Raw genomic sequence first — 26,353 nt, 5'->3', positions numbered from 1 at the left:
ATAAAAAATATTTACCATTTTATTCGTTAATATTTCATCAGAATAAGTGATTCCGCATCAAGACACAATATGAAATACATATCAACTATTTCCATTTGATACGATTCTTTCTATAGCCATTCCGTTATGGTTGTTTCATATGGTTTTACTACCAAAAATGGTATTTAGCGACATTCCCAAAATTTTCTCCAGAACACGGTCGTGACGGATACTGCGCCGGGAAACCTGAGTGCACAGCGGATTATTCCGTTGGCGACTCTTGCGGCACCTCCGCGTGGGATGGATCCGGCTGTCGTTCGTCTCAGCACGGCACTGTCACCCGCAATTACTGCTCTACTGGATCAGGGGCGGACAGTTCTGGTTCTATCGCGGCAATCCACAGGTAAATTGTATCTGGACCCGCATCAGTTTTCCACGCTGGCACAACCGCCTGGCATCGAACCAACTGTCGACGTCTTTTTGCTCAGCGTCACGCGTCAGGCATTGCTGCGACATCTTCCCATGCTTTCCGGGCTCCCACTGCTCTCTTTCGATCTGGTTCGGGGACCGGGAGCTTTTCTCCTGTTGGCTGCCTCCATGCTCGAAGCCGGAGCTCTGGAGAGTGCCGCTCCACAAACACGCCAGCGCCTTTTGCAACATGTCACGGATCTGCTGATTACGACGATTCTGGATTGTCTGGATCTGGAAGTCAGTGTGGCAGGGCGGCGGCGGCATCGGCAGAAGCATATCCGACGCTATATTGAATCGCGTCTGCATGAACATGATCTGACCCCGCAAAGCATTGCGGAGGCTTCCGGGATTTCGACGCGGGCGCTTTACCAGCTTTTCGACGGAGAAGAAGGCGCAGTCGCAGGCTGGATTCTCAACCGTCGGCTGGAACGCATCCACTCGGACCTGACAAGTCCGGCACATGATGCACTCCCGATTGCCCAGATCGCGCTGAACCACGGCTTTCGCAATGCCGCGCATTTCTCCCGGCGTTTCAGGCAGAAATTCGGTGCGTCTCCACGCGAAATCCGGCAGAGGGCGGCCATGCGGCCGGGGACACGGGCCTCAGGCCGGGGCTGATTGCATCCCTTTGACGAGACGTGTGGTGGACTGGCCGTCCACGAGGTCCACCAGTACCACCTTGCCACCATATCCTTTCACCACATCGGCACCGACGACCTGATCTTCCGTGTAATCCGCGCCTTTAACGAGAATATCGGGCTTCAGGATGCGGATGACGTCGAGGGGGGTGTCGTCGTCGAACAGCACGACGAGATCGACTGGACGCAGGGCGCCGATCACTCTGGCCCGGGCATCTTCCTTCTGGACCGGGCGGGTTGGCCCTTTAAGGCGGCTGACAGAGCTGTCGGTGTTGAGCGCCACGATGAGGCGGTCTCCTTCGCGGGCGGCAGCCTGAAGCAGACTCACATGCCCTGGATGGACCAGATCGAAGCACCCGTTCGTGAACACGACTTTCGCACCATGCCGGTGCCAGCTTTCCACGATACGCGCGGCCTGCTCAACCGGAACGAGCGCGCCTGTCTCGGGCATTTCCTGAAGCAGTTCACGTGACAACTCTTCGCGGGATACCGTTGCGGTGCCGAACTTGCTGACCGAAAGAGCAGCGGCGGCGGTCGCGATGACAACGGCAGTTTCCAGCGTCTGACCAGCAGACAGCACTGCGGCAACCGTGGCGACGACGGTATCTCCGGCACCGGAAACATCGAAGACTTCGGACTTGCGGCTGGCGACATGCAGCGGTTTCACATCACGCTGCCAGAGCGTCATTCCGTCTTCCGAGCGGGTGACAAGAACGTCGCCGCCGAACTGACTGGAGAGGGTTTCCGCCACCTTCAGGACGTCACCATCGGTTCGGGCGGAAAGCCCGCTGGCCTGTTCCGCTTCGATCCGGTTGGGTGTCACGAGTGTGGCGCCGGCATAAGCTTCCAGCGTGCGTCTTTTGGGATCGACGATAACGGGAATGCCTTTGGCACGACCGGCTGCGATGATAACCCGCAGGACCTCATCCGTCAGAACACCCTTGGCATAATCCGAGCAGACGAGCACGTCTGAGACGTCTATCGCGCGGAGGGCTTCGTCCATGAGACGTTTCTGGAGTATTTCGGAAAGGGGTATCAGTTTTTCGACGTCGATACGCACGATCTGCTGACGACCGCTGACAACACGGGTCTTGGTGATGGTGGTCCAGTCGGGGGAAGATACGATGCCGTCCGTCTGGATGGTGGGCCAGAGGTTCAGACTGTCTTTCAGTCGCTGGGCCGACTCATCTTCGCCGACGAGACCGACCAGATGCACCTGCGCGCCCAGAGCGGCAGCATTAACCGCGACATTTGCCGCTCCTCCGGGCACACAGCGCAGGCCATCATGAAGAACGACCGGAACGGGAGCTTCAGGAGAAATGCGGCTGACGCCGCCCGAAATATACTGATCCAGCAGCAGGTCGCCGATAACCGTTATGCGGCCAAAGCGGAAATCGTCGATCACGGCCTGCTACTCCTTCAGTCATGCGCCTGTTTTATATCTCACAGGAGCTTAGCAAAAAGAAAAGGCGAGGGATGAACTCCCTCGCCTTTGATGGACAGGAACGGAGCGAATGCTGCGTTCAGATCCCGTTCACCCGACGGCCGGACCAGCCAGCAGCGTGGCGAGCGAGCGGCCGAAACCGGTCGGGTCGGGCAGGGGTTCGCCTTCCTGCACACGCGCCAGATCCAGCAGGACGCTGGCATAGGCGGTGATGCTCTCGCCCTTTGCAACACGCTCGGCCAGAGCCTTGATGAGCGGGTGCTTCGGATTGATTTCGAGGATCGGCGGCATGGCGGGCATGGCCTGACCTGAGCGGCGCATCAGGCGCTGCATCGACAGGTCCGGGCCGCCATCGGATGTGATAACGACGGCACTTCCCGTCAGACGCACCGTGCTGCGAACATCCTTCACCTGCTCGCCAAGAGCGTCCTTGAGGGCCGGAACCAGCTTTTCGACGTCGGCGGCTTCGGTCGTATCGGCATCCGTGGACTCAAATTTTTCCAGATCGCCGTGGGAATGGGCTACGGAACGCAGCGGCTTTTCCTGATAGGAGGACAGGCGCTCCGGCCAGAAGCCGTCAACCGGATCAGACAGCAGCAGGACTTCAAGGCCACGCGCGCGGAAGCCTTCAAGCTGGGCAGAGGATTTCAGTGCGTCAAGATTGTCGCCGGTCAGATAATAGATGGCGTCCTGACCATCCTTCATGCGCGCAATATAGTCGTCCAGCGTGACGAGATCGTCGCCCTGGGTGGAATGGAAACGGGCGAAACCGGCGATTTCCGTCCGGTGCTCGGCGTCTTCCCACAGACCTTCCTTGATGACCGCGCCAAAGTTTTCCCAGAACGTGTTGAAACCGCCATCGGCCTCCTTCGCACGGTTGCGAATCTCGGTCAGGACACGCTTGGTGACCGCTTTACGGATGCGGGCCAGAACCGGGGTGGCCTGAAGCATTTCGCGCGAGACGTTGAGCGGCAGGTCTTCCGTATCGACCACGCCCTGCACGAAGCGCATCCAGTTCGGAACCAGTTCCGCTTCGTCGGTGATGAACATCCGGCGGACATGGAGATGGATCCGGCTTTCGCGGGACTGTTCCATGAAGTCGAACGGACGAGCGCTGGGCAAGAACAGGAGGGCCGTGAATTCGGTCACACCTTCCGCGCGCCAGTGCAGCGTCGCATAGGGTTCGTCAAAAGCATGAGAAATATGCCGGTAGAATTCGGCATACTGTTCCGGCGTGATTTCGGATTTCGGCTTGCTCCACAGGGCCGTGCCTTCGTTAGCAGCCTGATCTTCCGTGGTGCCGTCTTCCTTGGTTTCACGCAGGGTGATGGGCCAGGAGATATGGTCCGCCCATTTGCGGATAATGGAGCGCAGACGCCAGCTGTCGAGGAACTCGTCGGCATCGTCCTTCATATGCAGGACGATGTCGGTGCCCGGCGTAGAGCGGGATGCGGGGCTCAGCGTGAAGGCGCCCTTGCCGTCCGAAGACCAGGTCCAGGCCTGATCGGAACCGGCCTTGCGGGAGGTGACCTCCACACGGTCCGCGACCATGAAGGCTGCGTAGAAACCGACGCCAAACTGACCGATCAGATTCGGGCGGTCTTCAGGCTTTGCCGAATTCAGCTTTTCTCCGAAAGCGCGCGTGCCGGAGCGGGCGATCGTGCCAAGATTCTGGGCCAGTTCGTCATGGGTCATACCCACGCCGTCATCGGAGATTGTCAGCTCTTTCTGGCTCTTGTCCGGATTGATGCGGATGGACGCATTCTCGGGAAGCGCCAGAGCGCTGTCTGTCAGGGCTTCGAAACGGCGCTTGTCCGTCGCGTCCGCCGCATTGGCGACGAGTTCGCGCAGAAAGATTTCACGATCCGAGTAAAGGGCATGGACCACAAGGTCCAGCAGCCGTCCAACCTCTGCACTGAACTCATGCTTTTCGGCGGGCTGCTGGTTGTTCGTTTCACTCATCTCATCAATCTCCGTTTAGGAAAGTGATCTTGATATGCGATGTCACAAACGGTTTTTCAACCGGGATCAGAGGCCTGATCAGAGGTAAGAAGCCAGCGTCATGCCTTTCATGTCCGCGATCAGGGAATAGGACGCCTGAAGCTGGTTGTTTGTATCCGTCACCTGCGTGGAAACCTGTGCAAGATCAGCATCTTTCACCTGACCGAGCTGAGTCGTCAAAGCCGAGGACATCTGGGTCAGCATGGCGGTCTGGTTGGTCAGGCTGTTCTGCTGGACACCCAGCAGACCGCTCATGGTGCCCAGACCACTCGTGACCGTGTCCATGGAGCTTTGAAGACCGGAAATCAGGCTCGAATAGTCCGTGGTGCTGGTTGAAGACGAGCCGAGGGAGGCGACCACCATCAGATTGCGCATGAGATCGCGGATCGGGGAAGTGGTGGACGTGGATGTCGCGCCCTGTGTGGCGACCATTCCGACGGACACTGTCTCAGACTGACCGACGACGACGCGCGTGTTCTGCTGCTTTGCCTGATCGGGCGCTGTGGACAGCGTGGCCGAGAAAGGCTGCCCGACAGAAGTATTGGCGGCCAGATTTTCCGTTGTGCTGAGCACATCCGCTGCGTTAGTCGAGCCGAGCTGGCTGACGGCCTGGGCGATCTGGGTCGCGAGGTCCGATGTGCCCAGATCCGTGCTGACGGGGGCAATCGTATTCTGCTGCCCAGCGAAGACGTAGCTGTCGCCCTGCCGGGTGTTGAGCAGGTTGCCCAGAGAAGTCAGCGCCGACTGGGCGGCAGAGGCAGCCGTCGTGACGGTTGAATAAGACAGCGTGCTGCCGAGAGTGGAAAGCGAACTCGTCAGGTCCTGGGCGATGGTGGAAATCTGGGACAGAGCGCTTTGTGTTGTCGTCAGCGTCGTCTGGGCGTTCGTGACGTTGCTTGTCCAGGCAGAAACCTGCGTGATGGCGGGCTGAAGCGCAAGAGCCTGTGTCCGCGAAGACCCGAGATCGGCATAGCTGCTGGCGAGAACGCCGGTGCTGGCCTGAAGCTGAAGGGCGTCTTTCGCCTGAGACAGATTCTGGACGCCGAGAAGGAGCTGGCTGGAGATTCCGCCAAAGCCGAAGCTGGAGATGGTTCCGGTCATGATCAGGTTCCGATTGCGCTCAGCAGGGCGCTGAACATTGTCTGGACGGTCGAAACAACCTTGGCGTTGGCAGCGTAGGCGTTCTGGAGCGTGACGATATTCGCCATTTCCGTATCGATGGAGACGGTGGACGTTCCGGACAGATTGGACGTCAGGCTGGTCTGTGTTGTCTGCGACAAGGCAAGGCCGCTGCTTGCATCGCTGGCCGTGGCGGCCTGATTGGCGGTCAGAGAGGTCGCAAGGGAAATGATTTTCTGGTTGCCCGTGTATCCCGTGGACAGGGTTCCGGTCATTCCAAGATTGCTGCTGGGTGCGGCCGTCTGGGCGGTTCCGGAAGAGTCGGAAGTTGTGCCGAACGTATAGCTCAGGACGTTCTGGATGGTCTGGGTGCCGGACGTCGTGCTGTCGAGCAGTTTGGATGGGTCGCTGGAATAGGTGCTGGAGACGCTGATGTCCTGCGAGAAGCCGACGCTGCCGGTGGGAATAAGGTCTGTCTGGGAGGTTCCCGGAACAACGCCGTTTGTGCCCGATGTCGTGAACAGGGACATGCCCTGAGCCTGAAAGCGTGTGGCGACCGTCGAAGACAGGGAGTCCAGCTGCGCCTGCATGGTGGGGAGCGTCGTATCGCGCAGGGTGATGTTTGCGCCCAGCGTCCCGCCCGTCAGATGCGTGGTGACATCGCGACCGTTCAGGGTGATGGCGGGAATGGTGTTGCTGGACGATGTGCCGGGATAGGTCGTGCTGACCGAAATCTGAGCGGACGACGTGGTGAGCGGCCATGTGGACGAGACGGTCGCGCCACTGGAGCTGCTGGTGTCACGCGTGGGCAGGGTGATGCCGTCGGCCGTGGCGATGGTCATGTCGCCGTTTGCGGACTCGGACCATGAGACGGAAAGCTCGGAGGACAGGGAGGAGAGGGCCGTATAGCGCTGGTTTTCCAGCGCGGCCGTGTCCTGACCGGTGCTTTTGAGGTTCATGATCTTGGTGGACAGGGTGCCGATCGTGGTGAGATCGGTATTGATGTCCGAGACCGAAGAAACGACAGCATTCTGCGCTGTCTGACGCTGGGTCTGATAGGCCGAAGCCAGCGTGTTGACGGACTGGGCGAAGGTGGACGCGGCGGAGACGACCGTGCTCTGGGCCGAAGCACTATCGGGAGTGGAGGTCAGGGACGTTAGCGCCGACTGAAGATTGCCCAATTCATCCGAAAGCGTTCCGCTGCTGCCGGATGTGGCGCTGGTAGAGCCCTGAAGCGCTGTGATGTTGGACAGGGAATTGCTGGTGGCCGTGTAGGCCGCCACGTCCGCGTTCTGGGCGTAAAGCGCCTTCTGGACCTGCTGGTTGGTCGCGAGTGTGGTGGCGGCGGTGCGGACACCGTTGCCTGTATTGCCAGCCACGCTCGACTGGACGTTGGCGCTTTCCTTGATATAGCCGCTTGTCCCTGCATTGGAGACGTTGTTGGAGGCAACGGCCATAGCATTCTGAACGACATTCAGGCCGGAAGTTGCAATCGAGAGTGCGCTGTTCAGTCCCATGGAGCCGGTGTCCCTTCAGTCGTGTTTACTGGATCATCGCCAGGGTTGTCTGAAGAAGCTGATCGGCCGTGGAGACGACTTTCGTGTTCGCGCCATAGGCCTGCTGGGCCACGATCAGCTTGCTGAGATCGCCAGTCAGATCGGTTGTGGAGTCTTCGACCGAGGCCGTGCTCAGGGTGCCAGCACCATTGGTATTGACGGCGTTGATCTGCGGGGTGCCGGACTGGGACGTGGCGGTGTAGGCCTGTCCGTTCTGGGGAGACAGGTTGTTCGGACTGGCGAAGGTTGTCAGCGGGATCTTGGCGACGAGCTGGGAGTAGCCGTTGTCAAACGTTGCCATGACCGAGCCGTCCGTCTGCATGGAAATGCCGGAGAACGTGCCGGTGGTCACGCTGTCGGACACCGCTGTAACGCCGGTCGGCGTTGAGCCGTCCGTTGCGAGGCTGACGCCGCTCGTGCCGCCGATGGTTCCGAGGCTGACGGTCATGTCCTGGGGTGAGCCATCATATTCGAAGCTGGCGGTGGAGCCGGTGGCCTGGCTTTGTCCGTTGACGGAGGCAATCGCGCCGGTGGAGGAATCGAATTTCACGGTCGCGCTGTTGGTCGCGTCACTGGCGTTGCTGACGGTCCAGGTGGTGGCGTCGACCTGCGTCCAGTTCAGGGAGACGGTCTGGGCGTTGCCTTTGCTGTCATAGGCCGTGGCCGACGTGGTGGCGCTGCCGCCGCTGGATGTCGCGGTGCTACCGATCTGGCCGGTCAGGGTCAGCTTCGTGCTTTCCGTCGGCTGGAATTTGACGGTGGAGGGCACCTGAATGGGGCTGAGGGCTGTGCTCAGGGTGCCTGTGGAGGCGTTGACATTGTAGCCTTCGAGGTAATAGCCCGACGTGTTGACCAGATAGCCGTTCTTGTCCTGCGAGAAGTCACCATTGCGGGTGTAATACTGCTGTGTGCCGAGAACAGGGGTGCTGTCGTTGCTCTGGCCGGTGGCCTGCACGACGTTGAAGAAGCCGTTTCCCGAAATGGCGAGGGCCGTGCTGTTGGTCGAGGTCGTCACCATACCCTGGTTGTCGTTGTGCTGGCGGGTGGTAGCGACGACGCTGTCGCTCAGGGCTTCGCCGTCGCTGGCCAGTTCGTTGTTGGTGACGTAGTCCTCGAAGCTGGTGGTGCTGGCCTTGTAACCGGTGGTCTGGCTGTTGGCGATGTTATTGGACAGATCGCTGAAGGCGTGTGACTGCGAGTTCAGGCCGCTGACGGCAGTGTGAACTGCATTGATGATCGAGGACATGGCATACTCCCGGACATGGAACAGGCTGCGGGTCGTATGCCCGAGCATCGCTGCCGAAGATTCCACACCGGATATTAAAGAAGTCCTTACAAGCGCAAAAAGGGCGGATTCGCCTACTGTTACGAACAGAGACAGAGCCAGGATAGGGACGAAAAAACGCTGTCGGCCTCTGGTTCTCCGGGCCTGAAGCGGGCATGATGGGGGGGCATGCCAGAGCCAGACGACGATCCCCAAAAGCCCTGTATTCCTGACGATTCTCCGGTAAAACCGGCCAGATTCGTTCATGGCAACATCATGCGTCATGTGGTGACGATGGCTGGGACCGGGGCGATCGGGCTGATGGCCGTGTTTGCCGTGGATCTGCTCAATTACGGTTATATTTCACATCTGCATGACAAGACGCTGACGGCGGCGATCGCGTTTGCGACGGCTATCAGTTACGTGCAGGTATCGGTTTCCATCGGGATGACGATCGGACTTGGTGCCTGCACGGGACGGTTGATCGGGGCATGTCAGCATGCCGAGGCGCGTCGGATGGCCTCGGCATTTCTGGTGGTTATGGTGGCGATTGCCGCCGTTCTGGGCCTGCTGACGGCGACATTCGCCACGCCTCTGCTTGGTTTGCTGGGCGCGCATGGCGAGGCGCAGAAAAATGCCGCCACATTCCTGCACATTGTATCGCCAGCGTTGCCGCTTGTGTGTCTTGGGATGGCGCTGTCAGCGCTTCTGCGGGCAGTGGGAGATGCCAAACGCTCGATGCGGGTGACACTGACGGGGGCGGCTGTATCCGCCTGTCTGGACCCGATCATGATTTTCGGGCTGCATCTGGGGCTTGAAGGTGCGGCGATCAGCACGGTTCTGGCGCGGTTGGCCATTACGGCGAGTGGATTTCTGAATCTTCGGGGTCATGCCATGCTGGAATGGCCGGAGCGTTCCGCTTTCGGGCCGTCCACGCGGCTGATTGGCGGGATTGCGGTTCCGGCGATTGCGACCAATCTGGCCACGCCGACGGGCGCACTGTTCGTGACGCATGCGATGGCGCGGTTCGGGCTCAATGCCGTTTCGGGACAGGCGACCATCGACCGGATCGTGCCGGTGGCGTTTTCGCTGGTTTTCGCACTGACGGGGTCGGTCGGGCCGATCATGGCGCAGAACCTCGGCGCACGGCAGATCCATCGCGTGCAGGAGGCGCTTCTGGCGGCGCTGAAGCTGACGGCGCTGTGTGTGGGCACGACGTGGCTGGTTCTGGCAGCTGCGCACACGTACATCATCCAGCTTTTCGAGCTTCAGGGTGTGGGCGTCGATATCGTGCGGCTGTTCTGCTGCTGGCTGGTGCTGAGTTACATGTTCGTGGGGCTCCTGTTTGTGGCCAATACGGCGTTCAACAATCTGGGGCACCCGTTTTATTCCACCGGTTTCAACTGGGGACGGGCGACGCTGGGGACCATTCCGTTCGTCTGGTTCGGGTCGGCTTATGGGCCGGTCGGGATTCTGGTTGGGCAATCGCTGGGCGTGGTGCTGTTTGGCAGTCTGGCAGTGGTGACGGCGTTCCGGGTGATCCGGAAGCTGGAGCCGGATATTATGAAGCCGTAGCGTCAAGACCCATTGGTTTTCTGGAAAATATCCAGCTTGGACGGCCCGTCCATCCCTCTCTGAAAAGAGAGCCCTGAATCAAATTGGTTTATTACGCTTCCCCCCCTTTGACCAAGCAATGCGAGGGGGATTGATTTTATTTAAATAATCCGGTTGACTCCAATATAGAATACAATAGATTTCTATATGCACAGAAATTATTATTCCAAATTCGGAATGGGTTTTAACATTTATATTTGTTGATTGATCTGAGTCATTTACATATTTTCTTGGATATCTACCTTGGGAAACAGCTTTCCGGGAGCTCTCATTGTGCAAACACTCACTACTTTTCTTTCCAGTATTTTTAGTGCGTGTCCGGAAATCGCCCTGTTCCTCGCCCTGGTTCTGGGCTGTTGGATAGGGCGTTTTCGTTTCGGGTCATTTCAGCTTGGTGGCGTGGCAGGCTCGCTTCTCGCCGCCGTCCTTATCAGTCAGATCGGTGTGCATATCGACTCTGGTATCAAAGCCGTTCTCTTCGCACTTTTCATCTATGCTGTTGGTTATCAAAGCGGCCCTCAGTTTTTTAGGTCTCTAGGACGCCAATCCGTTAAAGAAATTCTAATGGCTGTTGTGCTGGCTGTTACGGGATTAATCACCGTTGTAGCCGTTGCACGCATGTTCCATCTTGATAAAGGCCTTGCAGCGGGGCTTGCGGCGGGGGGCCTTACCCAGTCTGCCATTATCGGCACAGCGGGATCATCACTGGAGAAAATCGGCCTGCCGATTGCACAGGTCCAGCAACTTCAGGGCAATGTCGCGGTCGGATATGCGGTAACTTATATTTTTGGGTCCATTGGCCCCATTCTTCTTTGCGTCAATGTTTTGCCCTGGTTCATGAAACGCAGCATTCGTGAGGATGCTATCCGGGCCGAAGCTGAGCAGGCGGGTGGCGTGCATATCGTCGGTGAGGGGGAAGTTTCTGCTTTTCCTCATCTGGTTGGACGCGCCTACCGTTTGACCCAATCCGAGCTGACCATTGAAGCGATTGAAAAAATGGCAGCCGGGATCACGGTCGAGAAAGTGATCCGGGATGACAAGCCGATTGGAATAGAGAGCACGACACCACTGATTTCGGGAGACAGGGTGCTGCTGGTTGGCCATCGTTCAGAGGTGCTGGCTGCGGGACAAAAAATTGGTCAGGAGATCGGTGAATCGCCTGATCTGGACCTTTCCCTAATCCGCCGGGATGTTGTTCTGTCTCGCAAGGATTTTGTGGGACAAACGATCGATCAATGTGTGCAGTCTATTTCGGCAGCTGTCCGGCATGGCGTTTATCTGGTTGCCCTTTCCCGTGCCGGAAAGGCTGTTCCAGTTACAGGCTCCTTGAAGATTATGGCCGGGGACGTTGTTACGCTTTTGGGCACGTCCGCAGACGTGGAGCGGGCCGTAGCAGAAATCGGCACCCCACTTGTTCCAAGCCTCAAAACCGATCTGGTGTTCCATGGGCTGGGTGTGGCCGTCGGGTTGTTAATCGGTTTGGGCGTGGTTCATTTGGGTTCAGTCCCGCTCACACTTGGAAGCGGTGGGGGCGCCCTTCTCTCGGGGCTCCTGTTTGGCTGGTATCAAAGCCGTCATCCCGCGACCGGGAATATGCCCCGCGCGGCGTCAACATTTCTGGTCGATTTCGGATTGGCTGGTTTTGTGTCCGTAACGGGACTGCAAACAGGTCAGCAAGCGATTGCCACGATCATGCAGCATGGCGTGACGCTTTTTCTTCTGGGTGTTGTGGTAACGCTGGTGCCACTGATCCTGACAATGCTCTTTGGACGTTATGTGCTTCGCTACGACAATACGGCCATTTTCGCCGGGGCTCTGGCGGGATCACGCAGTGCCAATCCAGCTTTTGGTGAGGTTCTGAACAAGGCGGGGAACGCCGTTCCCACGACGCCTTTCGCCATTACATACGCAGTTGCAAACGTTCTTCTTACTCTTCTTGGACCCCTTGTGGTCGCATTTTCCTAAATCTTTAAAACGGATATTTAATTATGACTTACGATTATTCAAAACTTCGCAATCTCAGCCCTTTTGAGCTCAAAGATACACTCATTGAGCTTGCCTCATCAAAAGCTGACCGGGTGATGCTGAATGCCGGGCGTGGTAATCCTAATTTTCTGGCAACTCTCCCCCGCGCGGCTTTCTTTCTTCTCGGGCAATATGCTTTGTCAGAAGCACGCCTGTCTCTCTCCTATCTTTCCCCTGATCTTGGTGGAACGGTTCGGATTGAAGGCATTGAGGGGCGTTTTGACCATTTTATCGCCAGCAATCAGGAACAGAAGGAAGCACAGCTTCTCGGGCAGGCTTTGAGCTATGTTCGTGACCAGATGGGGCTTCCAGCCGATACATTTCTTGTTGAAATGGTGGAAGGCATTCTCGGCTGCTATTATCCGACACCTCCGCGTATGCTGGCATTAAGCGAAAAAATTGTTGGCCAGTATGTGCTGCGTGAAATGGTCGGCGGCCGGGTTTCCCTGGACTCCACAGACTTCTTTGCGACCGAAGGCGGCACGGCTGCCATGGCCTATGTGTTCAATTCGTTCAAACAGAACAAACTGATCAAAAAAGGAGACAAGGTGGCGATCGGTATGCCGATCTTTTCTCCATATATTGAAATTCCACAGCTTGAAGAATACGGCCTTGAAGTTGTTGCCATACAGGCAGATCCGGCGCTGGATTGGCAGTATCCAGACAGCGAACTGGAAAAATTGCGTGACCCTGCCGTAAAGATATTTTTCTGCGTTAATCCCAGCAATCCGCCATCCGTCAAAATGAATGATGCATCGTTGGAAAAGATTGCTTCCATCGTGCAGGATCGCCCTGATCTGATGATCCTTACGGATGATGTTTATGGCACGTTCGCTGATGGTTTTCGTTCGCTTTATGCCATCTGCCCCCGTAACACGATCCTCGTTTATTCCTTCTCAAAATATTTTGGAGCAACCGGCTGGCGTCTGGGCGTTATCGGCATGCACAAGGACAACGCAATCGATGCCCATCTCCGGCAGTTGCCTACGGATGCAAAAGACGCCCTGACAACGCGCTATTCCAGCCTGACGACAGATACTGCGGGTCTGAAGTTTATTGACAGACTCGTTGCAGACAGTCGTGCCGTGGCGCTGAATCACACGGCCGGACTGTCTACCCCACAGCAGGTTCAGATGGTGCTCTTTTCCCTGTTTGCACTGATGGATCATGAAGGACGTTACAAAGCGACACTGAAAAGCCTTATCCGTCGTCGCGAAGCCGCGCTGTATCAGGAACTGGGTGTCGCGCCGTCGGAAGATGCGAACGCTGTTGATTATTACACGCTGATCGATCTGGAGGACACCAGTCGCGCCCTTTATGGCGAGGACTTCACGCAGTGGATGCTCAAGCGCGCCAGTTCGGGAGAAATCCTGTTCCGAATTGCAAATGAAACCGGCATTGTCTTACTGCCCGGGGCCGGTTTTGGAGCGACCAGACCGTCTGCCAGAGCGTCCCTCGCAAACCTGAATGAATTTCAGTATGCCGCGATTGGCCGTTCATTACGCCAGATGCTGGATGAATATCATTCTGAATTTCTGAAGTCACAGAACTGAATTCAGTCCGATGCCGAAAGGGAAATCCCTTTCGGCATTACCGGATTTTCTGATTATGAAAAACAAAAGCAGGTCAATAAATGATAGCCCGTATTCAACATAAGGTCTGCGGGACAAGCACATCGTTCATAAGAAAATCAGGTTTTTGCCTTCTTCTTGCGACAGGCGTTTTCGTATCTCCTGCTTACGCAGATCAATGGTACACTGGATCACTGGTTTCACCGTCAGGCACTACGCAAAAAGGTGTTCTGAATGTTGAACCTTATTCTTCCTATAGCCAGCCGCTGGGACGGTTCGGTTCACACGGACAGACATTACCCGCCACGCATCCAATGCAGCGCATGTTTACCAATTCCACGCTCTGGAAATATGGCATTTCCGAAAATTTCAGCATTCAGGTTCATACCATCGTCAACTACGGATGGAAGCATAATGACGGGCATTCTCATGGTCCTCAGGCAGGCGATATGCCTGTCGATCTGATTTATCGTCTTATTCGACCTGATCCCACGCGTTATATTCCGGCTTTTAATCTTTTTGCGGGCATGATTTTCCCCACAGGAAATTATACAAAACTTGGCAGTTCTCAGGACGGTATGGGAAGCGGTGCTTATGTTTTCCGCTTTGCTTTGACTGAACAATCAACCTACACCCTGCCAGGTCATCATGAACTGCGTCTTCGAGTTTGGAACTGGTTTCGGCGCGCTGTTACGTCAGCAAAACTAACTGATATGACAAGTTACGGAACGACAAATGGCTTTCGCGGCTACGGTCAGCCTGGGATGAGCGGACAGACAGGGTTTTCATTAGAATATGGAATAAACCAGAAATGGGTTCTGGCCATGGACCTTGCGCGGGACTGGGCGAATGGTTCCACTTTGCGCGGGCACGACCAGAGCGGCGCTTACATCCATAAAACTGGAGCTTCTGAAACGGATTGGCAGATTTCTCCGGCGATCGAATATAACTGGAACGCGCGTTGGGGAATAATTGTTGGTTCGCCTTTTTATTTTGCGGGGCATAACAAGAATATTCAGGCGTCACCACAATTTGCTATTAATGCCGTGTTTTAAAATTTTCTCCCGTCTGCTGCGGTAATTTTTTATATCCGGTGCCAGAGGCAAAATTGGCAAAAAATCGACTCTGGAAGAGCGGTTCGTTATAGAGACGGCACTCTATTTAACGTGATCTTCAGGAGACAGTCTGTGCAGTGCGAATGGCGTAGGTCTTACGACAGACTGGTTCCGATGCTGATTAAAGAACATTTTGGAGATCCGGGTGTGATGACCCGGCAGTTTCCCTACATGAAATCGACCTTCCTCTGGAAAGGGGATGATTTCATTCTTACGCCCGAAGCGCTCGCCAATCCGAAGAATAAATATCATGGGCTTGAGCGTCTGGCGCTGGAGCATCATGAGGCCGGGGACTGGCGACTGGCCGGGGAATACTGGCTGATTGCGGCGGGCTGGCGCCGGAACATGATGGACCCGGCCGACGAGCGGCATGTGGAAGCGCTGCAGTTCGCCCTGCGTCATGTCGAATATGACAGGGCGTTAGCGGACTGGAAAAAGAAAAAGCTCGGCCGCAACGCCATGCCCTATCCCAGCCAGTTCGGACTCTCCGACGACTGAAACCGGGATCTGCCAGGATCTATGCACTAAAAACCTGCTGATAGAAGGCGAGTTCCCGTTGCAGGGCGTCTTCTATGGTTTCTCGGGCGCGGAAGCCGTGGGCTTCTTCGGGATAGACGTGCAGGGCGGAATGTTCGAGTTTTGTGCGCATGGACTCCGCCTGTGACAGGGGAACGACCTTATCTGCGCCGCCATGCAGGAACAGGACAGGAACGGTAATGCCCTCGGCTTGCGTGATGGGAGAACGTTTCAGATACACGGCCTCATCTTCGAGATAGGGGCCGATCAGGCCGTCCAGATAGCGCGCTTCGAATTTGTGGGTTTCTTCGGCGAGAGCGCGCAGATCCGTGACGCCGTAGAGGGAGGCTCCGGCGGCGAAGAGGTCCGACTGTGCGAGGGCGCCGAGGACCGTCAGGCCGCCGGCGCTGCTGCCACGGATGACGCAGCGGGCGGGGTCAGCGAGACCGCGATCAAGCACCGCCTGCACGCCAGCGAGGCAGTCTTCGATATCCGCGACACCCCATTGTCCGTCCAGTGCTTCGCGGTAAGCGCGGCCGAAGCCGGTTGAACCGCGATAATTGACGTCGAGGACGGCAAAACCGCGCGAGGTCCACCACTGCACCTTGAAGGCGAAGGACGGATTGGCGCGGCCGGTCGGGCCGCCATGCGCCATGACGACGAGCGGGGGTTTTTCGCCTTCCCGCAGGGCGCTGGTGCTGCTGGCGGGGGCGTAGAACAGGGCATGGGCCAAAGCGTGAGCTTCTGCGCCGTTTGCAGTTGGGAAGCTCAGGGGGATGGGGGTTGCGATATCGGCTTTCGTGACGCCGTGCGGGAGGGTGACGCTGATGCGGAAGCGGTCGCAGGCTTCGCCGGGGCGGCCGAAGGCGATGGCGGCGGGGACGTCTGTTGGGGCGTCGATCCATGCGAACTGTCCGTTTCCGAGAGGTTCGGGGACGTTGACGGGCGTGCCGAGCGCAAGGTCGGTCCAGTGTCCGTTGTCTTCCAGCAGGACATGGTTGAGGCCGTGGCGGATGCCGAGGGCCAGCAGGCGGTTTCCGGGCAGCGGGGCCATGCTGCGCTGTCCGAACACCCAGTGCGGCAGGCCGATTTCGGCGTTGGCGCCGTCGAGGGAGTGGGAGTGCCAGCCTGTTTCGTCATGGGAAAAGCGGATGGGAGTCCAGCGGCCCGAGGCGTCGGACGTGGCGTAGAGCGTGCCGTTGGGGGTCCAGCAGGGTTCGATGATGCTGCAGGGTTCGGGTCCGGTCAGGTCGGTAACGGGGCCGAGAGTGCCGGTTGTGCGGTCAAAGGGGGCGACGGAAAGCGTCGTGGCGGTCCAGGGCATGGCCGGGTCGTTCCAGCTGAACCAGGCCAGAAAACGTCCATCGGGTGAGGGCCGGGGAGCGGCGTAGAAATCCGCGCCTTCGACCAGCACGGTTTCGCGTCCGTCGGCCTGAACGTGAACGAGGGCTGCGACGGGCACGCCGTCGCCGTGGCTTTCACGCACGCAGAATACGGCATCGGCAGCGGGATCGAATGTCAGGTCGGCGTAGCGGTGTTCGGGACTTTCACCCGCCGTCGCCCATTGCGTGGCGGTGGTGCCGTCGCTGAACCAGACGCCGCCGCGTTTGCGATCGCTGAAGACGACCTGCGGGGCGTTGTCTTTCAGGCGCACGTCCCATGCGCCGCCGCCATATTCATGCACACGAGTGCCGACCGAGTATTCTGGCGGGATCAGGTCGTGGATGTGGCCTTCAGGGTCGCGGGCCGTGATGACGGAGCGGCCCTGTTCGTCCGGGCGACTTTCAAGCCAAAAGATCCACTCCCCAGCAGTGCGCAGTTCGGAGAAGGACAGGGTGCGTCCGGCCACGAGTTCGGGCGTGACCCAGGACGGCCAGTGTCCCGATAAGGCTGCGGAAGATGCGGGGGAAGGGGGCGTCATTTTTCATCCTGTCTCCGATGCCGTAGTATCGTAGCCCGTGGCACTCTCTTCCGCCACAGCTTGAACAGGACCAAACCGCTGTTTCATCTCAGTCATTTTCTCGATCACATGCTGATGCAGTATGGCTATGGCGTCGTCGGCATCACCGTCATGTTCGAGAGCATGGGACTTCCACTTCCGGCGGAGAGCGTCATTATCGCCGCTTCGCTTTATGCAGGCAGCACCCATCATCTGGAAATCCGCTGGATCGCGCTGTCAGCCGTGCTCGGCGCCATTATGGGCGACAATATCGGCTATCTGATCGGCCATCACTTCGGTTACGGCATTCTGAAAAAGCACGGCCAGAAAGTTGGTCTGACCGAAGAGCGGCTGATGCTGGGGCGCTATCTGTTCCGTCGGCATGGCGGGATCGTCGTGTTTCTGGGGCGTTTCGTCGCGGTGCTGCGCGTGTTCGTCGCATTGCTGGCGGGAGCGAACCGGATGCCCTGGCATTCGTTCCTGTTCTTCAATGCGCTCGGTGGCATCTGCTGGGCCGGTGGCTATGCCTTTGTGACCTATGAGCTTGGCAAGCAGATCGAGAAGATCACCGGGCCGGTCGGGATCGCCATGGCGGTCGTGGGGGTCTGCTGTCTGATCGGAGCACTCGTTTTTCTCAAGAAGAACGAGAAGCGCCTGACGGATGAGGCGCTCCGGCAGGCCGAGGAAGACGAAAAGCGCGAGGAATCGCGTATGGACAAAAAACCGAGCTGACACAGACTTGGAAGGACAGACGTCATGACACAGCCCTCCGCTCCCGCATGGTCCACGGACTCTCTTGAACGTCTGGACGGAAAGACGGCGCTCATCACCGGATCGACCGGGGGGCTGGGGTTCGAGGTCGCCTGCGGGCTGGCGAAACAGGGTGCTGCGATCGTGCTGAGCGGTCGCAGTCATGACAAGGGACAGGCGGCGTTAGCACGGCTTCATGAACGGGTGCCGTTCGTCAAATCGCGGTTCGAGCTGCTGGATCTGGCGTCTCTGGCCGGGATCGAGGCTTTTGCCTCCGCGATGCACAGCCGGGGCGAGCCGATCCATCTTCTGGCGAACAATGCCGGGGTTATGGGGCCTGCGACGCGTCTGACGACAAAAGACGGGTTCGAGTTGCAGTTCGGGACCAACCATCTCGGGCATTTTGCTCTGACCGGACGGCTGCTGCCGTTGCTGGCGGCGGGGAATGCGACGGTCATGACGGTGGCGTCTCTGGCGGCGCTGAAGGGCGAAGTCCCGTTCGGCGATCTGAATGCGCGGCATTCTTACAATCCGATGGTGCGGTATCGTCAGAGCAAGCTGTCCAACCTGCTGTTTGCGCTCGAACTGAACCGCCGGGCGGCAAAAGCGCCCTGGCCCATTCATTCGCGTGCGGCGCATCCAGGCTGGGCGGCGAGTGATATCGTCGCGAATAACGGCAGTCTGGACCAGTCCGCCAACAAAGCCGCGCGGTTCATGCGCAGTCTGGCGCGCAGTGTCGCCGGGCCGGTGTTTCATGCCATGGGGCAGACGGTCGAGGAAGGCGCGTGGCCGCTGCTCTATGCTCTTGCCAGTCCGCAGGCGCATGACGGCAGCTATTATGGCCCACAGGGGCCGGGAGAACGCCGTGGCGTGCCGGGGATCGCCGGGCTTCCGGCTCTGGCGCACGTACCCGAACTGGCCGCGCGTCTGTGGACCGTCTCGGAACAGATGACCGGCGTAAAATACGGCCTGATCTGAAAGTGATAAAAGTTTTTTGGTGTCGCCTTTTTTCAAAAAGGTGACGGTCTTTTGAAGCTTTTTAGAAAAAGCTTCACCAAAAACTTTTATTCGGGATCTTTCTCAGGGGCGGACGATGATCATGATGACGATGATCATCATCAGGATGGTGGGGACTTCGTTGGCGATCCGGTAGAATTTTTCCGGGTGCTGGTTGCGGTCTTCGGCGAAACCGCGACGCCATGTGCCGCAGGCACCGTGGAATCCGGCGAGACCGAAGACGCAGATCAGCTTTGTCCACCACCAGCCTGCGTTCCAGTCGATCAGTCCGGGAATGGAGGCGAGGGCGCCCCCTGCGAGGAATGTCACGATCATGGCGGGCGTCATAATCTGGCGCAGGAGTTTGCGCTCCATGACCTTGAACCGCTCGCTCTCGACAGAGCCCGGTACCGCCTGACAGTGATAGACATACAGGCGCGGGAGATAGAACGTCCCGGCCATCCAGGCGATGAACGCCATGATGTGCAGGGACAATATCCAGCTCTGATACGTCGCGAGAAAGTCGGTCATGCGTGTTTCTGGCTTTCAAGCGTCCGGCGCAGCAGCGGTACCAGCTCATCCAGATGGGCGATGCGGACCGAGCCTTCGACGGGCCAGAAGGGCGGTGCAGGCATGTCTTCAGGACGAAGCAGCACACAGGCCATGCCAGCCTTCCAGGCGGCTTCTGCTCCAGTATCGCTGTCTTCGATAACGACACAGCTTTCTGGCAGGACGCCCTCTACTTTTGCCGCGTACAGATAGACGTCCGGGGCGGGCTTGGGGCAGCCCATATCGTTGGCGGAGTGAACGCGGTTTTCTTGGAAATACTGCGACATTCCGGTTTTTTCGAACTTGATTTCCATCTCACGGACGGAAGAGTTCGAACCGACGCGAACCGGCAGTCCCAAAGACCGTACGCCTGCCAGCATTTCGGGCGCACCGCCTACAGGTTCTGCGATTTTCTGCATCATCTGTACGAGATTTTCGCGTAGCATGACTGCCGTTTCTGCCGGGAGGGCATGACCGATTTCGTGTTCGAGTTCGGTTACGATCTGCGGCAGGGCCATACCTGCGAAACGCTGATGCGCCTCTTCGTCGGAGATGGACATTCCCTTGGAGCGGGCGAATTCCGCCGTGGCGCGGCAGGACGGACCTTCACTGTCCACGAGAACGCCGTCACAGTCGAAAATGACCAGTTTCAGCTGGCCTGCTGGATCCAGGGCGGTTGTCATATGGACCGTACCGCCTCGACGAGGGCCGCCACGTTTTCAGGGGGCGTATGCTGCATGACGCCGTGTCCGAGATTGAAAACATGAGGTTTTCCGCGCATGGCGTCACGGATGGCCTGAGCTTCGCGGATCATTTTTTCACCGCCGGAGAACAGGATCATCGGGTCCATGTTGCCCTGAAGGGTGAGGCCCGGGACGGCTTCGGACAGCAGTTCGGAAATCTGGGCGGGGTCAGCGACCGTGTCGAGCGCCAGCGTGTTGATGCCGGTTTTCTGCGCGTATTCGCGGACCATGATGCCGCCGAGGCGTGGGAAGCCGATGAGCGGGATGTTGGGGTGACGGGCGCGGATGTACGCGACGATCTGGCGCGTCGGTTCGATCACATAGCGGCGGAATGCCGAAGGCGGCAGGATTCCAGCCCAGGAATCGAACAGCATTACGGCTTCTGCGCCCGCTTCGATCTGACCGCAGAGCATCTCGGCGGTACTCGAAGTCAGGGTGTCGATCAGGCGATCGAACAGCGCCGGGTTGGTCTGCATCATGCGGCGGGTTTCAGCGAAATCCCGCGATCCACCGCCCTCAACCATGTAGCAGGCGACCGTGAACGGGCTGCCTGCGAAGCCCAGAAGGGTCGTGACGTCGGGAAGCTCTTTGGCGAGGCGGGACAAGGTCTCGCGCACGGGTGCGACGGCGTCCTGTACGCGCTTGGGATCGAGCCGGGCGAGATCGGCTTCGGAGCGAATGGCACCGAGGACCGGGCCGCGGCCTTCGATGAAGTCCAGGGACTGACCCATGGCCCAGGGCAGGATCAGGATGTCGGAAAACAGGATCGCGCCGTCCATGCCGTAGCGGCGGATCGGCTGGATCGTCAGCTCGGTAGCCATGTCCGGGGTCATGCACCGGGTCAGGAAGTCGGCCTTATCGCGCATAGCGCGGAATTCGGGGAGATAGCGGCCTGCCTGACGCATGAGCCAGACCGGAGGCGGCCAGACGGCTTCACCACGGAGGGCTCGAAGAAGAGGCTTCGAAAGCGGTTTCGACGAGGGTGAGGAAGATGCGTTTTCCGAAATCATGCCGCCCACTAATCATAAAAGAAAAAAGAAAGAAATGCTGGAGGTTAAGATGATCCCTGTGGATACCGGGGTACCCGGCTTTCTGAAAATGTACCCCGTCTTGTTCACACTGTGTACAACTCTGAAGACCGCAGTCTGCAAGGGAGTCGTTGATTCTATCCCGAATTGCCCACAGAGAGGCTGTGTACAACCCCCAGTTCCGGCTGGTGTACCGTACAATCCACGGTACTCGGTACTCCTTTCGGGAGGGCAGGTACTATCCCCATGTACCCCAGTACTGACGCAATGCCTTCACAGGGTTTCTTGCAGTACTCGTCCTTCTTTCCGCAGTCGATAGTACGGAGTCGTACATCATGATGTCTTTCAGTACTTCCCTGATTCTTGCCAGCGGGTCATCAGCCCGGCGCATGTTGCTCGAAAATGCAGGTCTTACGGTGCAGGCGAGACCGGTCGATCTCGATGAGGAAGCGCTGCGGCGATCCTGCGAGGCGCAGGGACAGACGCTTTCGGAAACGGCGATCGCTCTGGCGGATGCAAAAGCCAATCTCGCGACACGGGATCTGGGCTTCGAGGATCTGACGGTTGCGGCGGACCAGATTCTCGATCTGGACGGTGTGGCGTTTGCCAAGCCGGACTCTGTTGCTGAGGCAGGGGAGCATCTGCGCCGGCTGCGGGGGCGGACGCATGTTCTGCGCACTGCGGTCGTTCTCTATAAAGGGGGCGAGAAAATCTGGGAGCATCTGGCGTCGCCGCGTCTGACGATGCGGGCGTTTTCGGAGGCGTTCCTTGAGGCCTATCTGGAGCGGGAAGGGGCTGCCATCTTGTCCTGTGTGGGGGCGTATCGGCTGGAAGGCCCTGGAATACAGCTTTTTTCGGCAGTTGACGGGACGCAGGACGCCGTTCTGGGGCTGCCGCTGCTTCCGTTATTGGGGGAACTGCGGAGGCTGAAGGCGATTTCTACGTGAAAAACTGCTGCTAAAATCTGTTTTTCAGGCTTGTCAGGGCGAAATCATGACGATATACCGCCCTCATCCGGCTCCGTCCCAAAGGGGCCGCAGATGAAACATGTGGGGCCATAGCTCAGTTGGGAGAGCGCCTGAATGGCATTCAGGAGGTCGTCGGTTCGATCCCGATTGGCTCCACCAGTTTCCTTCCGCCTTAAAAATTTGAAATTTTCGGTCCGGCTTTGCTGTGGCTGATCTGTGTCTGTTGACGCGGGCGTTCAGCTCTCATACGGCAGTCGGATGCAGACCGGAACGCCTTACGCCTCTTTGCCGCCCCTCATGGATGCTGATCAGCGGTCGCTCTGGGGCGGCTGGCTGACGCGGACGGTGCTGCCATTCTGGAGCGATGCCGGGTTTGATCGCACAAAGCGCCTGTATCACGAGCGTCTGACGTTTGCCGGGGAGCCTCTGGTTCTGGAAGCGTCGCGGCTGATGGTGCAGGCGCGGCAGATTTCGACATTCTGTCGGGCGGCGCTGGACGGGCTGCATGAGGCGTCCGGACAGGCGTTGATGTGTCTGGAAGAGGTCGAGCGGCTTTATCGCCATCGGGACGGGCAAGCGGGGTGGATCTTTTCCGTCGCACCGGACGGAACCCCGGTCGGGACGAAGCGGGATCTGTATGCGCATGCCTTCATTCTGTTTGCCTATGGCTGGGCATATCGCCTGAGCGGCAATCCGGATTATCTGGTGGTGGCGCGGCAGACCGTGCTGGAACTGCATCAGATTTTCCGAGCGGAGCATGGCGGGTTTCTGGACGAGGTGCCGTTGATAGGGGCGGTCCGGCATCAGAATCCGCATATGCATCTGCTTGAGGCGTTTCTGGTGCTGTTCGAGGTCTCGGGGGATAGCTTTTATCTGGACGAGGCGCGGTCTCTGGTGCGGCTGGCTCTGGGGAAGCTCATCCAGCCCGGATCGGGAGCGCTCCTTGAAGATTTCATGACAGACTGGCGCCCGACAACTCCCGTAGGGAGTAATCGTGTGGAGCCGGGGCATCTTTTCGAATGGTCCTGGCTGCTGCGGGACTATCTGCGTTTGGAGCCTGGGACGCCGGAAGCCGGGGCGATTGGCCGGGCGGCGGAAGGGCTGTTCGCGTTCGGAATGGCGCATGGCGTAGCGCGGGTCGGGGAGGGCGCCGTCGTGCGGGATGCCGTGACGGATGGAGGGCAGACCGTTGAAAACGCAACACGGATCTGGCCGCAGACCGAGCTTTGCCGTCTGCTGGTCTGTCGCAATGAGAGACCGGATATTCTGCGGGGGCTGACGGAGCATTTCTTTGGAACCTTCAGTTCCGACCAGAAAAGCGCCTTGTGGATGGACCGCTTCGACGCCTTCGGAAATGCGACAGTCCCGGACGTTCCGGCCAGTTCGCTCTACCATATTTATGGTGCGGCGCGGGAGTTCTGCGGACGTTAGACGGATGAACCCGTTGCAATCCTATGTTACCGTCACTTTCGGTAAACATGTCGGCAGCGACGGTGACTTCTGACAGGTGCTGCCCTGAGCGTCTTCTGAAGGAGAAATAGGATGCGTTACTCGAACGGTCTTTTCGCGGGTCTTGTGGCCGCTGCTCTTGTTGTGTCTTCGGCCCATGCCCAGTCCATTCCGGGTGTTGGCAGTGCGGGCAATGCCATGAGCGGCATGTCGGGTATGAGTGGCATGACCGGGGGCACCGGCATCATGGGCAGCATGCTGCCGAACGTGTCTTCTGCCAGCACGGGCAATGTTGCGGGTGTTCTGAGCTATTGTGTGCAGAACAACTATCTGAGCGGCAGCAGCGCTACTTCGGCCCTGAGCAGCCTGACGGGCAAGCAGGGCGTGACGTCCACCAGCGATTATGCGGCAGGACAGCAGGGGCAGCTTCTGACGGGAGGCAGCGATCCGCTGTCGCTGTCGAGCCTCAAGGGCCAGCTGAAGCAGAAACTGTGCAGCATGATCCTTAGCCGCGCCCAGAATCTTCTCTAACCTGATCTGGTCTTCTCTTACTTGAGCCGGCCCGTCATGGATCAGCCGTGACGGGCCGGGTATTTCTGGAAAAAGGACAACTGTATCAGTGAAGTATCTCGTTACGGGTGGGGCCGGGTTTGTCGGAAGTCATCTGGCACAGGCTCTGGTGGATGGCGGGCATGAGGTTGTTGTTCTCGACAATCTGAGCACCGGTCATCGGGCCGCCGTGCCGCAGGGCGCACAGTTCATTCATGTCGATCTGGCGGATGCGGAAGCGACAGACCGGGCGGTAGCTTCGGGGCAGTGGGATGCGGTTCTGCATTTCGCGGCGCTGTCTCTTGTGGGCGAAAGCATGAGCCAGCCTTTCCTCTATCTGCGCCGGAACTACATCACGGCTCTGAACCTGATCGAGGCCTGCACGCGGCATGGCGTAAAGCGCTTCGTGTTCTCCTCGACGGCGGCTTTGTTTGGTGGCGATGATCGTCCGCCGCTGATTTCGGCGGATGCGCCGGTTGATCCGGGGTCGCCTTATGGCGAGAGCAAATATCTGATCGAGCGGGCGCTGGTCTGGGCGGACCGGATCTGCGGTATGAAGAGCGCGTGCCTGCGTTATTTCAATGCGGCGGGTGCGGATGCACAGGGACGTCTGGGTGAGGATCATCGGCCGGAGACGCATCTCATTCCGTTGACGATCGACGCGGCGCTGGGACGTCGAACTGGGCTGAAGCTGTTCGGGAATGACTATCCGACGCGCGATGGCACCTGTGTGCGCGACTATATCCATGTGACGGATCTGGCCGATGCGCATATCCGCGCCATGGGGCAGCTCGATGAGCGGTCCGTGACGTATAATCTGGGCAATGGGCTGGGCTTTACCAATCTGGAAGTCGTCCAGAGTGTCGAGCGTGTCAGCGGCCGGAAAGTGCCTTGGGAATGGGCGCCGCGCCGTGGGGGAGACCCGGCGGTTCTGGTGGCGGATTCCTCGCAGATCCGCAAGGAAACGGGCTGGGACCCGAAGTTCAGTCAGCTTGATGATATCGTCGAGACGGCCCTGCGCTGGCGTGTGGACCATCCCGACGGATACGGCGCTGCTTAAAGGGGTTTGACCAGATCGGCCACAAGGCCACCGGTGGCGGTCAGGGCGTCCTGCGGGGACAGTTCGATCAGGAGGCCCTGGCTTCCGCCATTGATGACCACGGGTGGGCCGTCCATGCCGCATTGCTCGAAGGCCGTGGGGACGGCGCTGCGCTGTCCGAAGGGGCTCACGCCGCCGATGCGGTAGCCGGTGCGCTGTTCGGCATCGGGGCGGGAGAGCATCTTGGCTTTCCGGCCTCCGAAGGCCTGTGCCACGCGGGCGAAATCCAGTTCGCGATCCGCAGGCAGCACCACGCAGGCGGGGCGTCCGTCGATCTGCACCATCAGGGTCTTGAGGACGTGATCCGGCGACAGGCCCAGCGCTGCGGCGGCGGCCACGCCAAGTTTTCCTGCTGAGGGGTCATACTCATAGACATGGCGTTCATAGGAAATGCCGAGAGCGTCCAGTGTCAGGGTCGCGGATGTGTCCTGCACGTGTCCTCCTGTCCTTTGCGGTCATCACGAGGGGTTCAGGATGGCAGGCAGGCGCGTCTGATGCTAGGGTCCGGGGCATGATTCACCCTGTGGTCCGTTCATAACCATGGCTGGCGGTCTGCTGGCCTGCATGCTGGCTTCGGCTTTACATTACCATCTGCCGCCGCGCATCCTGCCTGCAATCCAGCGGGTCGAGGGCGGGACGATGGGGCATGTCAGCACCAATACGGACGGTTCGGTGGATATTGGGCTCATGCAGATCAATTCGCGCTGGATTTTGCCGATCGCCTCCATGACCCATCAGCCGGTGTCGCAGGTTGCGGCGCGTCTGGCGCTGGAGCCGTGTTTCAATATCGCGGCGGCGGCGATGATCCTGCGCAGGGCGCTGAATGAGGAGCATGGCAATCTGATGAAGGCGATCGGGGATTATCATTCCCGCACACTGCCGCTCAATCTGGATTACCAGCGCAGGGTTGTGGCCGCGGCGGCGGCACTTTATCTGCGTCAGGGATAAGGCGTTCCGGGGAGGATGGTCA

General features: G+C 58.6%; 23 protein-coding genes and 1 tRNA gene. 14 read left to right on the top strand and 10 right to left on the bottom strand.

Annotated features, from left to right (window positions below; genetic code table 11):
- Positions 1-201 precede the first annotated feature (201 nt).
- The gene (locus GKO01_RS04445; protein WP_174694232.1) at positions 202-1,068 is read left to right on the top strand and encodes a helix-turn-helix domain-containing protein; all 867 of its coding nucleotides are present in this window, start codon (positions 202-204) and stop codon (positions 1,066-1,068) included.
- Here GKO01_RS04445 and rfaE1 read toward each other — a convergent pair.
- The 5 genes from rfaE1 to flgE all read right to left on the bottom strand — a co-directional run bounded on the left by rfaE1 (position 1,054) and on the right by flgE (position 8,502).
- Positions 1,054-2,493, bottom strand: coding sequence for a D-glycero-beta-D-manno-heptose-7-phosphate kinase (gene rfaE1 / locus GKO01_RS04440; RefSeq protein WP_099285951.1), 1,440 nt, complete (start codon positions 2,491-2,493; stop codon positions 1,054-1,056). The two genes, GKO01_RS04445 and rfaE1, sit on opposite strands and share 15 nt — an antisense overlap.
- A gap of 129 nt (positions 2,494-2,622) precedes the next feature.
- Positions 2,623-4,494 (bottom strand): molecular chaperone HtpG, encoded by a 1,872-nt coding sequence (htpG, locus tag GKO01_RS04435; RefSeq protein WP_099285950.1) that lies wholly within the window; start codon positions 4,492-4,494, stop codon positions 2,623-2,625.
- Between the two features lie 78 nt (positions 4,495-4,572).
- The gene (locus tag GKO01_RS04430; protein ID WP_099285949.1) at positions 4,573-5,634 is read right to left on the bottom strand and encodes a flagellin; all 1,062 of its coding nucleotides are present in this window, start codon (positions 5,632-5,634) and stop codon (positions 4,573-4,575) included.
- Between the two features lie 2 nt (positions 5,635-5,636).
- Positions 5,637-7,169: a flagellar hook-associated protein FlgK gene (gene flgK, locus GKO01_RS04425; RefSeq protein ID WP_099285948.1), complete on the bottom strand. Its 1,533-nt coding sequence runs from the start codon at positions 7,167-7,169 to the stop codon at positions 5,637-5,639.
- Between the two features lie 25 nt (positions 7,170-7,194).
- A complete protein-coding gene (gene flgE / locus GKO01_RS04420; protein ID WP_244901321.1) occupies positions 7,195-8,502 on the bottom strand; it encodes a flagellar hook protein FlgE in 1,308 nt (435 codons plus the stop codon).
- Between the two features lie 246 nt (positions 8,503-8,748).
- Here flgE and GKO01_RS04415 point away from each other — a divergent pair, with 246 nt between their 5' ends.
- From GKO01_RS04415 to GKO01_RS04395, 5 genes are all read left to right on the top strand, one after another.
- Positions 8,749-10,047, top strand: coding sequence for an MATE family efflux transporter (locus GKO01_RS04415; RefSeq protein ID WP_099286102.1), 1,299 nt, complete (start codon positions 8,749-8,751; stop codon positions 10,045-10,047).
- Between the two features lie 312 nt (positions 10,048-10,359).
- Positions 10,360-12,051 (top strand): aspartate-alanine antiporter, encoded by a 1,692-nt coding sequence (gene aspT, locus GKO01_RS04410; protein WP_099285947.1) that lies wholly within the window; start codon positions 10,360-10,362, stop codon positions 12,049-12,051.
- Positions 12,052-12,074: 23 nt separating this feature from the next.
- Entirely contained in the window at positions 12,075-13,664 is a 1,590-nt protein-coding gene (locus GKO01_RS04405; protein WP_099285946.1) for a bifunctional aspartate transaminase/aspartate 4-decarboxylase, read from the top strand.
- 80 nt (positions 13,665-13,744) lie between these two features.
- Positions 13,745-14,737, top strand: a complete 993-nt coding sequence (locus GKO01_RS04400; RefSeq protein ID WP_099285945.1) for a hypothetical protein — start codon at positions 13,745-13,747, stop codon at positions 14,735-14,737.
- 210 nt (positions 14,738-14,947) lie between these two features.
- Positions 14,948-15,295 (top strand): hypothetical protein, encoded by a 348-nt coding sequence (locus GKO01_RS04395; protein ID WP_099286101.1) that lies wholly within the window; start codon positions 14,948-14,950, stop codon positions 15,293-15,295.
- A gap of 19 nt (positions 15,296-15,314) precedes the next feature.
- Here the strand turns inward: GKO01_RS04395 and GKO01_RS04390 are convergent, their stop codons facing one another.
- Complete coding sequence (locus GKO01_RS04390) at positions 15,315-17,234, bottom strand: dipeptidyl-peptidase 5 (protein WP_099285944.1); 1,920 nt, start codon at positions 17,232-17,234, stop codon at positions 15,315-15,317.
- A gap of 150 nt (positions 17,235-17,384) precedes the next feature.
- Here GKO01_RS04390 and GKO01_RS04385 point away from each other — a divergent pair, with 150 nt between their 5' ends.
- On the top strand, positions 17,385-17,984 hold the full coding sequence (locus tag GKO01_RS04385) for a DedA family protein (RefSeq protein ID WP_174694244.1): 600 nt from the start codon (positions 17,385-17,387) through the stop codon (positions 17,982-17,984).
- A gap of 24 nt (positions 17,985-18,008) precedes the next feature.
- The gene (locus tag GKO01_RS04380; RefSeq protein WP_099285943.1) at positions 18,009-18,980 is read left to right on the top strand and encodes an SDR family oxidoreductase; all 972 of its coding nucleotides are present in this window, start codon (positions 18,009-18,011) and stop codon (positions 18,978-18,980) included.
- A 102-nt stretch (positions 18,981-19,082) separates the two neighbouring features.
- On the opposite strand, the gene hemJ is transcribed toward GKO01_RS04380, so the two are convergent.
- The 3 genes from hemJ to hemE are packed head-to-tail and all read right to left on the bottom strand — an operon-like array spanning position 19,083 to position 21,300.
- Positions 19,083-19,529 carry a protoporphyrinogen oxidase HemJ gene (hemJ, locus tag GKO01_RS04375; protein WP_099285942.1) on the bottom strand — a complete coding sequence of 149 codons (447 nt, stop codon included), beginning with the start codon at positions 19,527-19,529 and terminating at the stop codon, positions 19,083-19,085.
- Positions 19,526-20,230, bottom strand: a complete 705-nt coding sequence (locus GKO01_RS04370; protein WP_099285941.1) for an HAD family hydrolase — start codon at positions 20,228-20,230, stop codon at positions 19,526-19,528. The genes hemJ and GKO01_RS04370 overlap by 4 nt, the downstream gene beginning before the upstream one ends.
- A complete protein-coding gene (gene hemE, locus GKO01_RS04365; RefSeq protein WP_099285940.1) occupies positions 20,227-21,300 on the bottom strand; it encodes a uroporphyrinogen decarboxylase in 1,074 nt (357 codons plus the stop codon). The genes GKO01_RS04370 and hemE overlap by 4 nt, the downstream gene beginning before the upstream one ends.
- Before the next feature lie 353 nt (positions 21,301-21,653).
- On the opposite strand from hemE, the gene GKO01_RS04360 reads away from it, so the two are divergent.
- The 5 genes from GKO01_RS04360 to galE all read left to right on the top strand — a co-directional run bounded on the left by GKO01_RS04360 (position 21,654) and on the right by galE (position 25,344).
- Positions 21,654-22,265 (top strand): Maf family protein, encoded by a 612-nt coding sequence (locus GKO01_RS04360; RefSeq protein ID WP_099285939.1) that lies wholly within the window; start codon positions 21,654-21,656, stop codon positions 22,263-22,265.
- A 104-nt stretch (positions 22,266-22,369) separates the two neighbouring features.
- Positions 22,370-22,445: transfer RNA gene (locus GKO01_RS04355), tRNA-Ala, on the top strand.
- A 57-nt stretch (positions 22,446-22,502) separates the two neighbouring features.
- On the top strand, positions 22,503-23,717 hold the full coding sequence (locus GKO01_RS04350; protein WP_244901319.1) for an AGE family epimerase/isomerase: 1,215 nt from the start codon (positions 22,503-22,505) through the stop codon (positions 23,715-23,717).
- 111 nt (positions 23,718-23,828) lie between these two features.
- Positions 23,829-24,266, top strand: coding sequence for a DUF2501 domain-containing protein (locus GKO01_RS04345; RefSeq protein ID WP_099285937.1), 438 nt, complete (start codon positions 23,829-23,831; stop codon positions 24,264-24,266).
- Positions 24,267-24,354: 88 nt separating this feature from the next.
- Positions 24,355-25,344: a UDP-glucose 4-epimerase GalE gene (galE, locus tag GKO01_RS04340; protein ID WP_099285936.1), complete on the top strand. Its 990-nt coding sequence runs from the start codon at positions 24,355-24,357 to the stop codon at positions 25,342-25,344.
- Here the strand turns inward: galE and GKO01_RS04335 are convergent.
- Positions 25,341-25,817, bottom strand: a complete 477-nt coding sequence (locus GKO01_RS04335; RefSeq protein ID WP_099285935.1) for a YbaK/EbsC family protein — start codon at positions 25,815-25,817, stop codon at positions 25,341-25,343. The genes galE and GKO01_RS04335 overlap by 4 nt on opposite strands.
- A 106-nt stretch (positions 25,818-25,923) precedes the next feature.
- Here GKO01_RS04335 and GKO01_RS04330 point away from each other — a divergent pair, with 106 nt between their 5' ends.
- Positions 25,924-26,331 carry a lytic transglycosylase domain-containing protein gene (locus GKO01_RS04330; protein ID WP_099285934.1) on the top strand — a complete coding sequence of 136 codons (408 nt, stop codon included), beginning with the start codon at positions 25,924-25,926 and terminating at the stop codon, positions 26,329-26,331.
- Positions 26,332-26,353: the final 22 nt, after the last annotated feature.

The organism is Gluconobacter kondonii, from assembly GCF_002723995.1.
Classification (GTDB): Bacteria; Pseudomonadota; Alphaproteobacteria; order Acetobacterales; family Acetobacteraceae; genus Gluconobacter; species Gluconobacter kondonii.
This window is presented reverse-complemented; position numbering and strand designations above follow the sequence as displayed.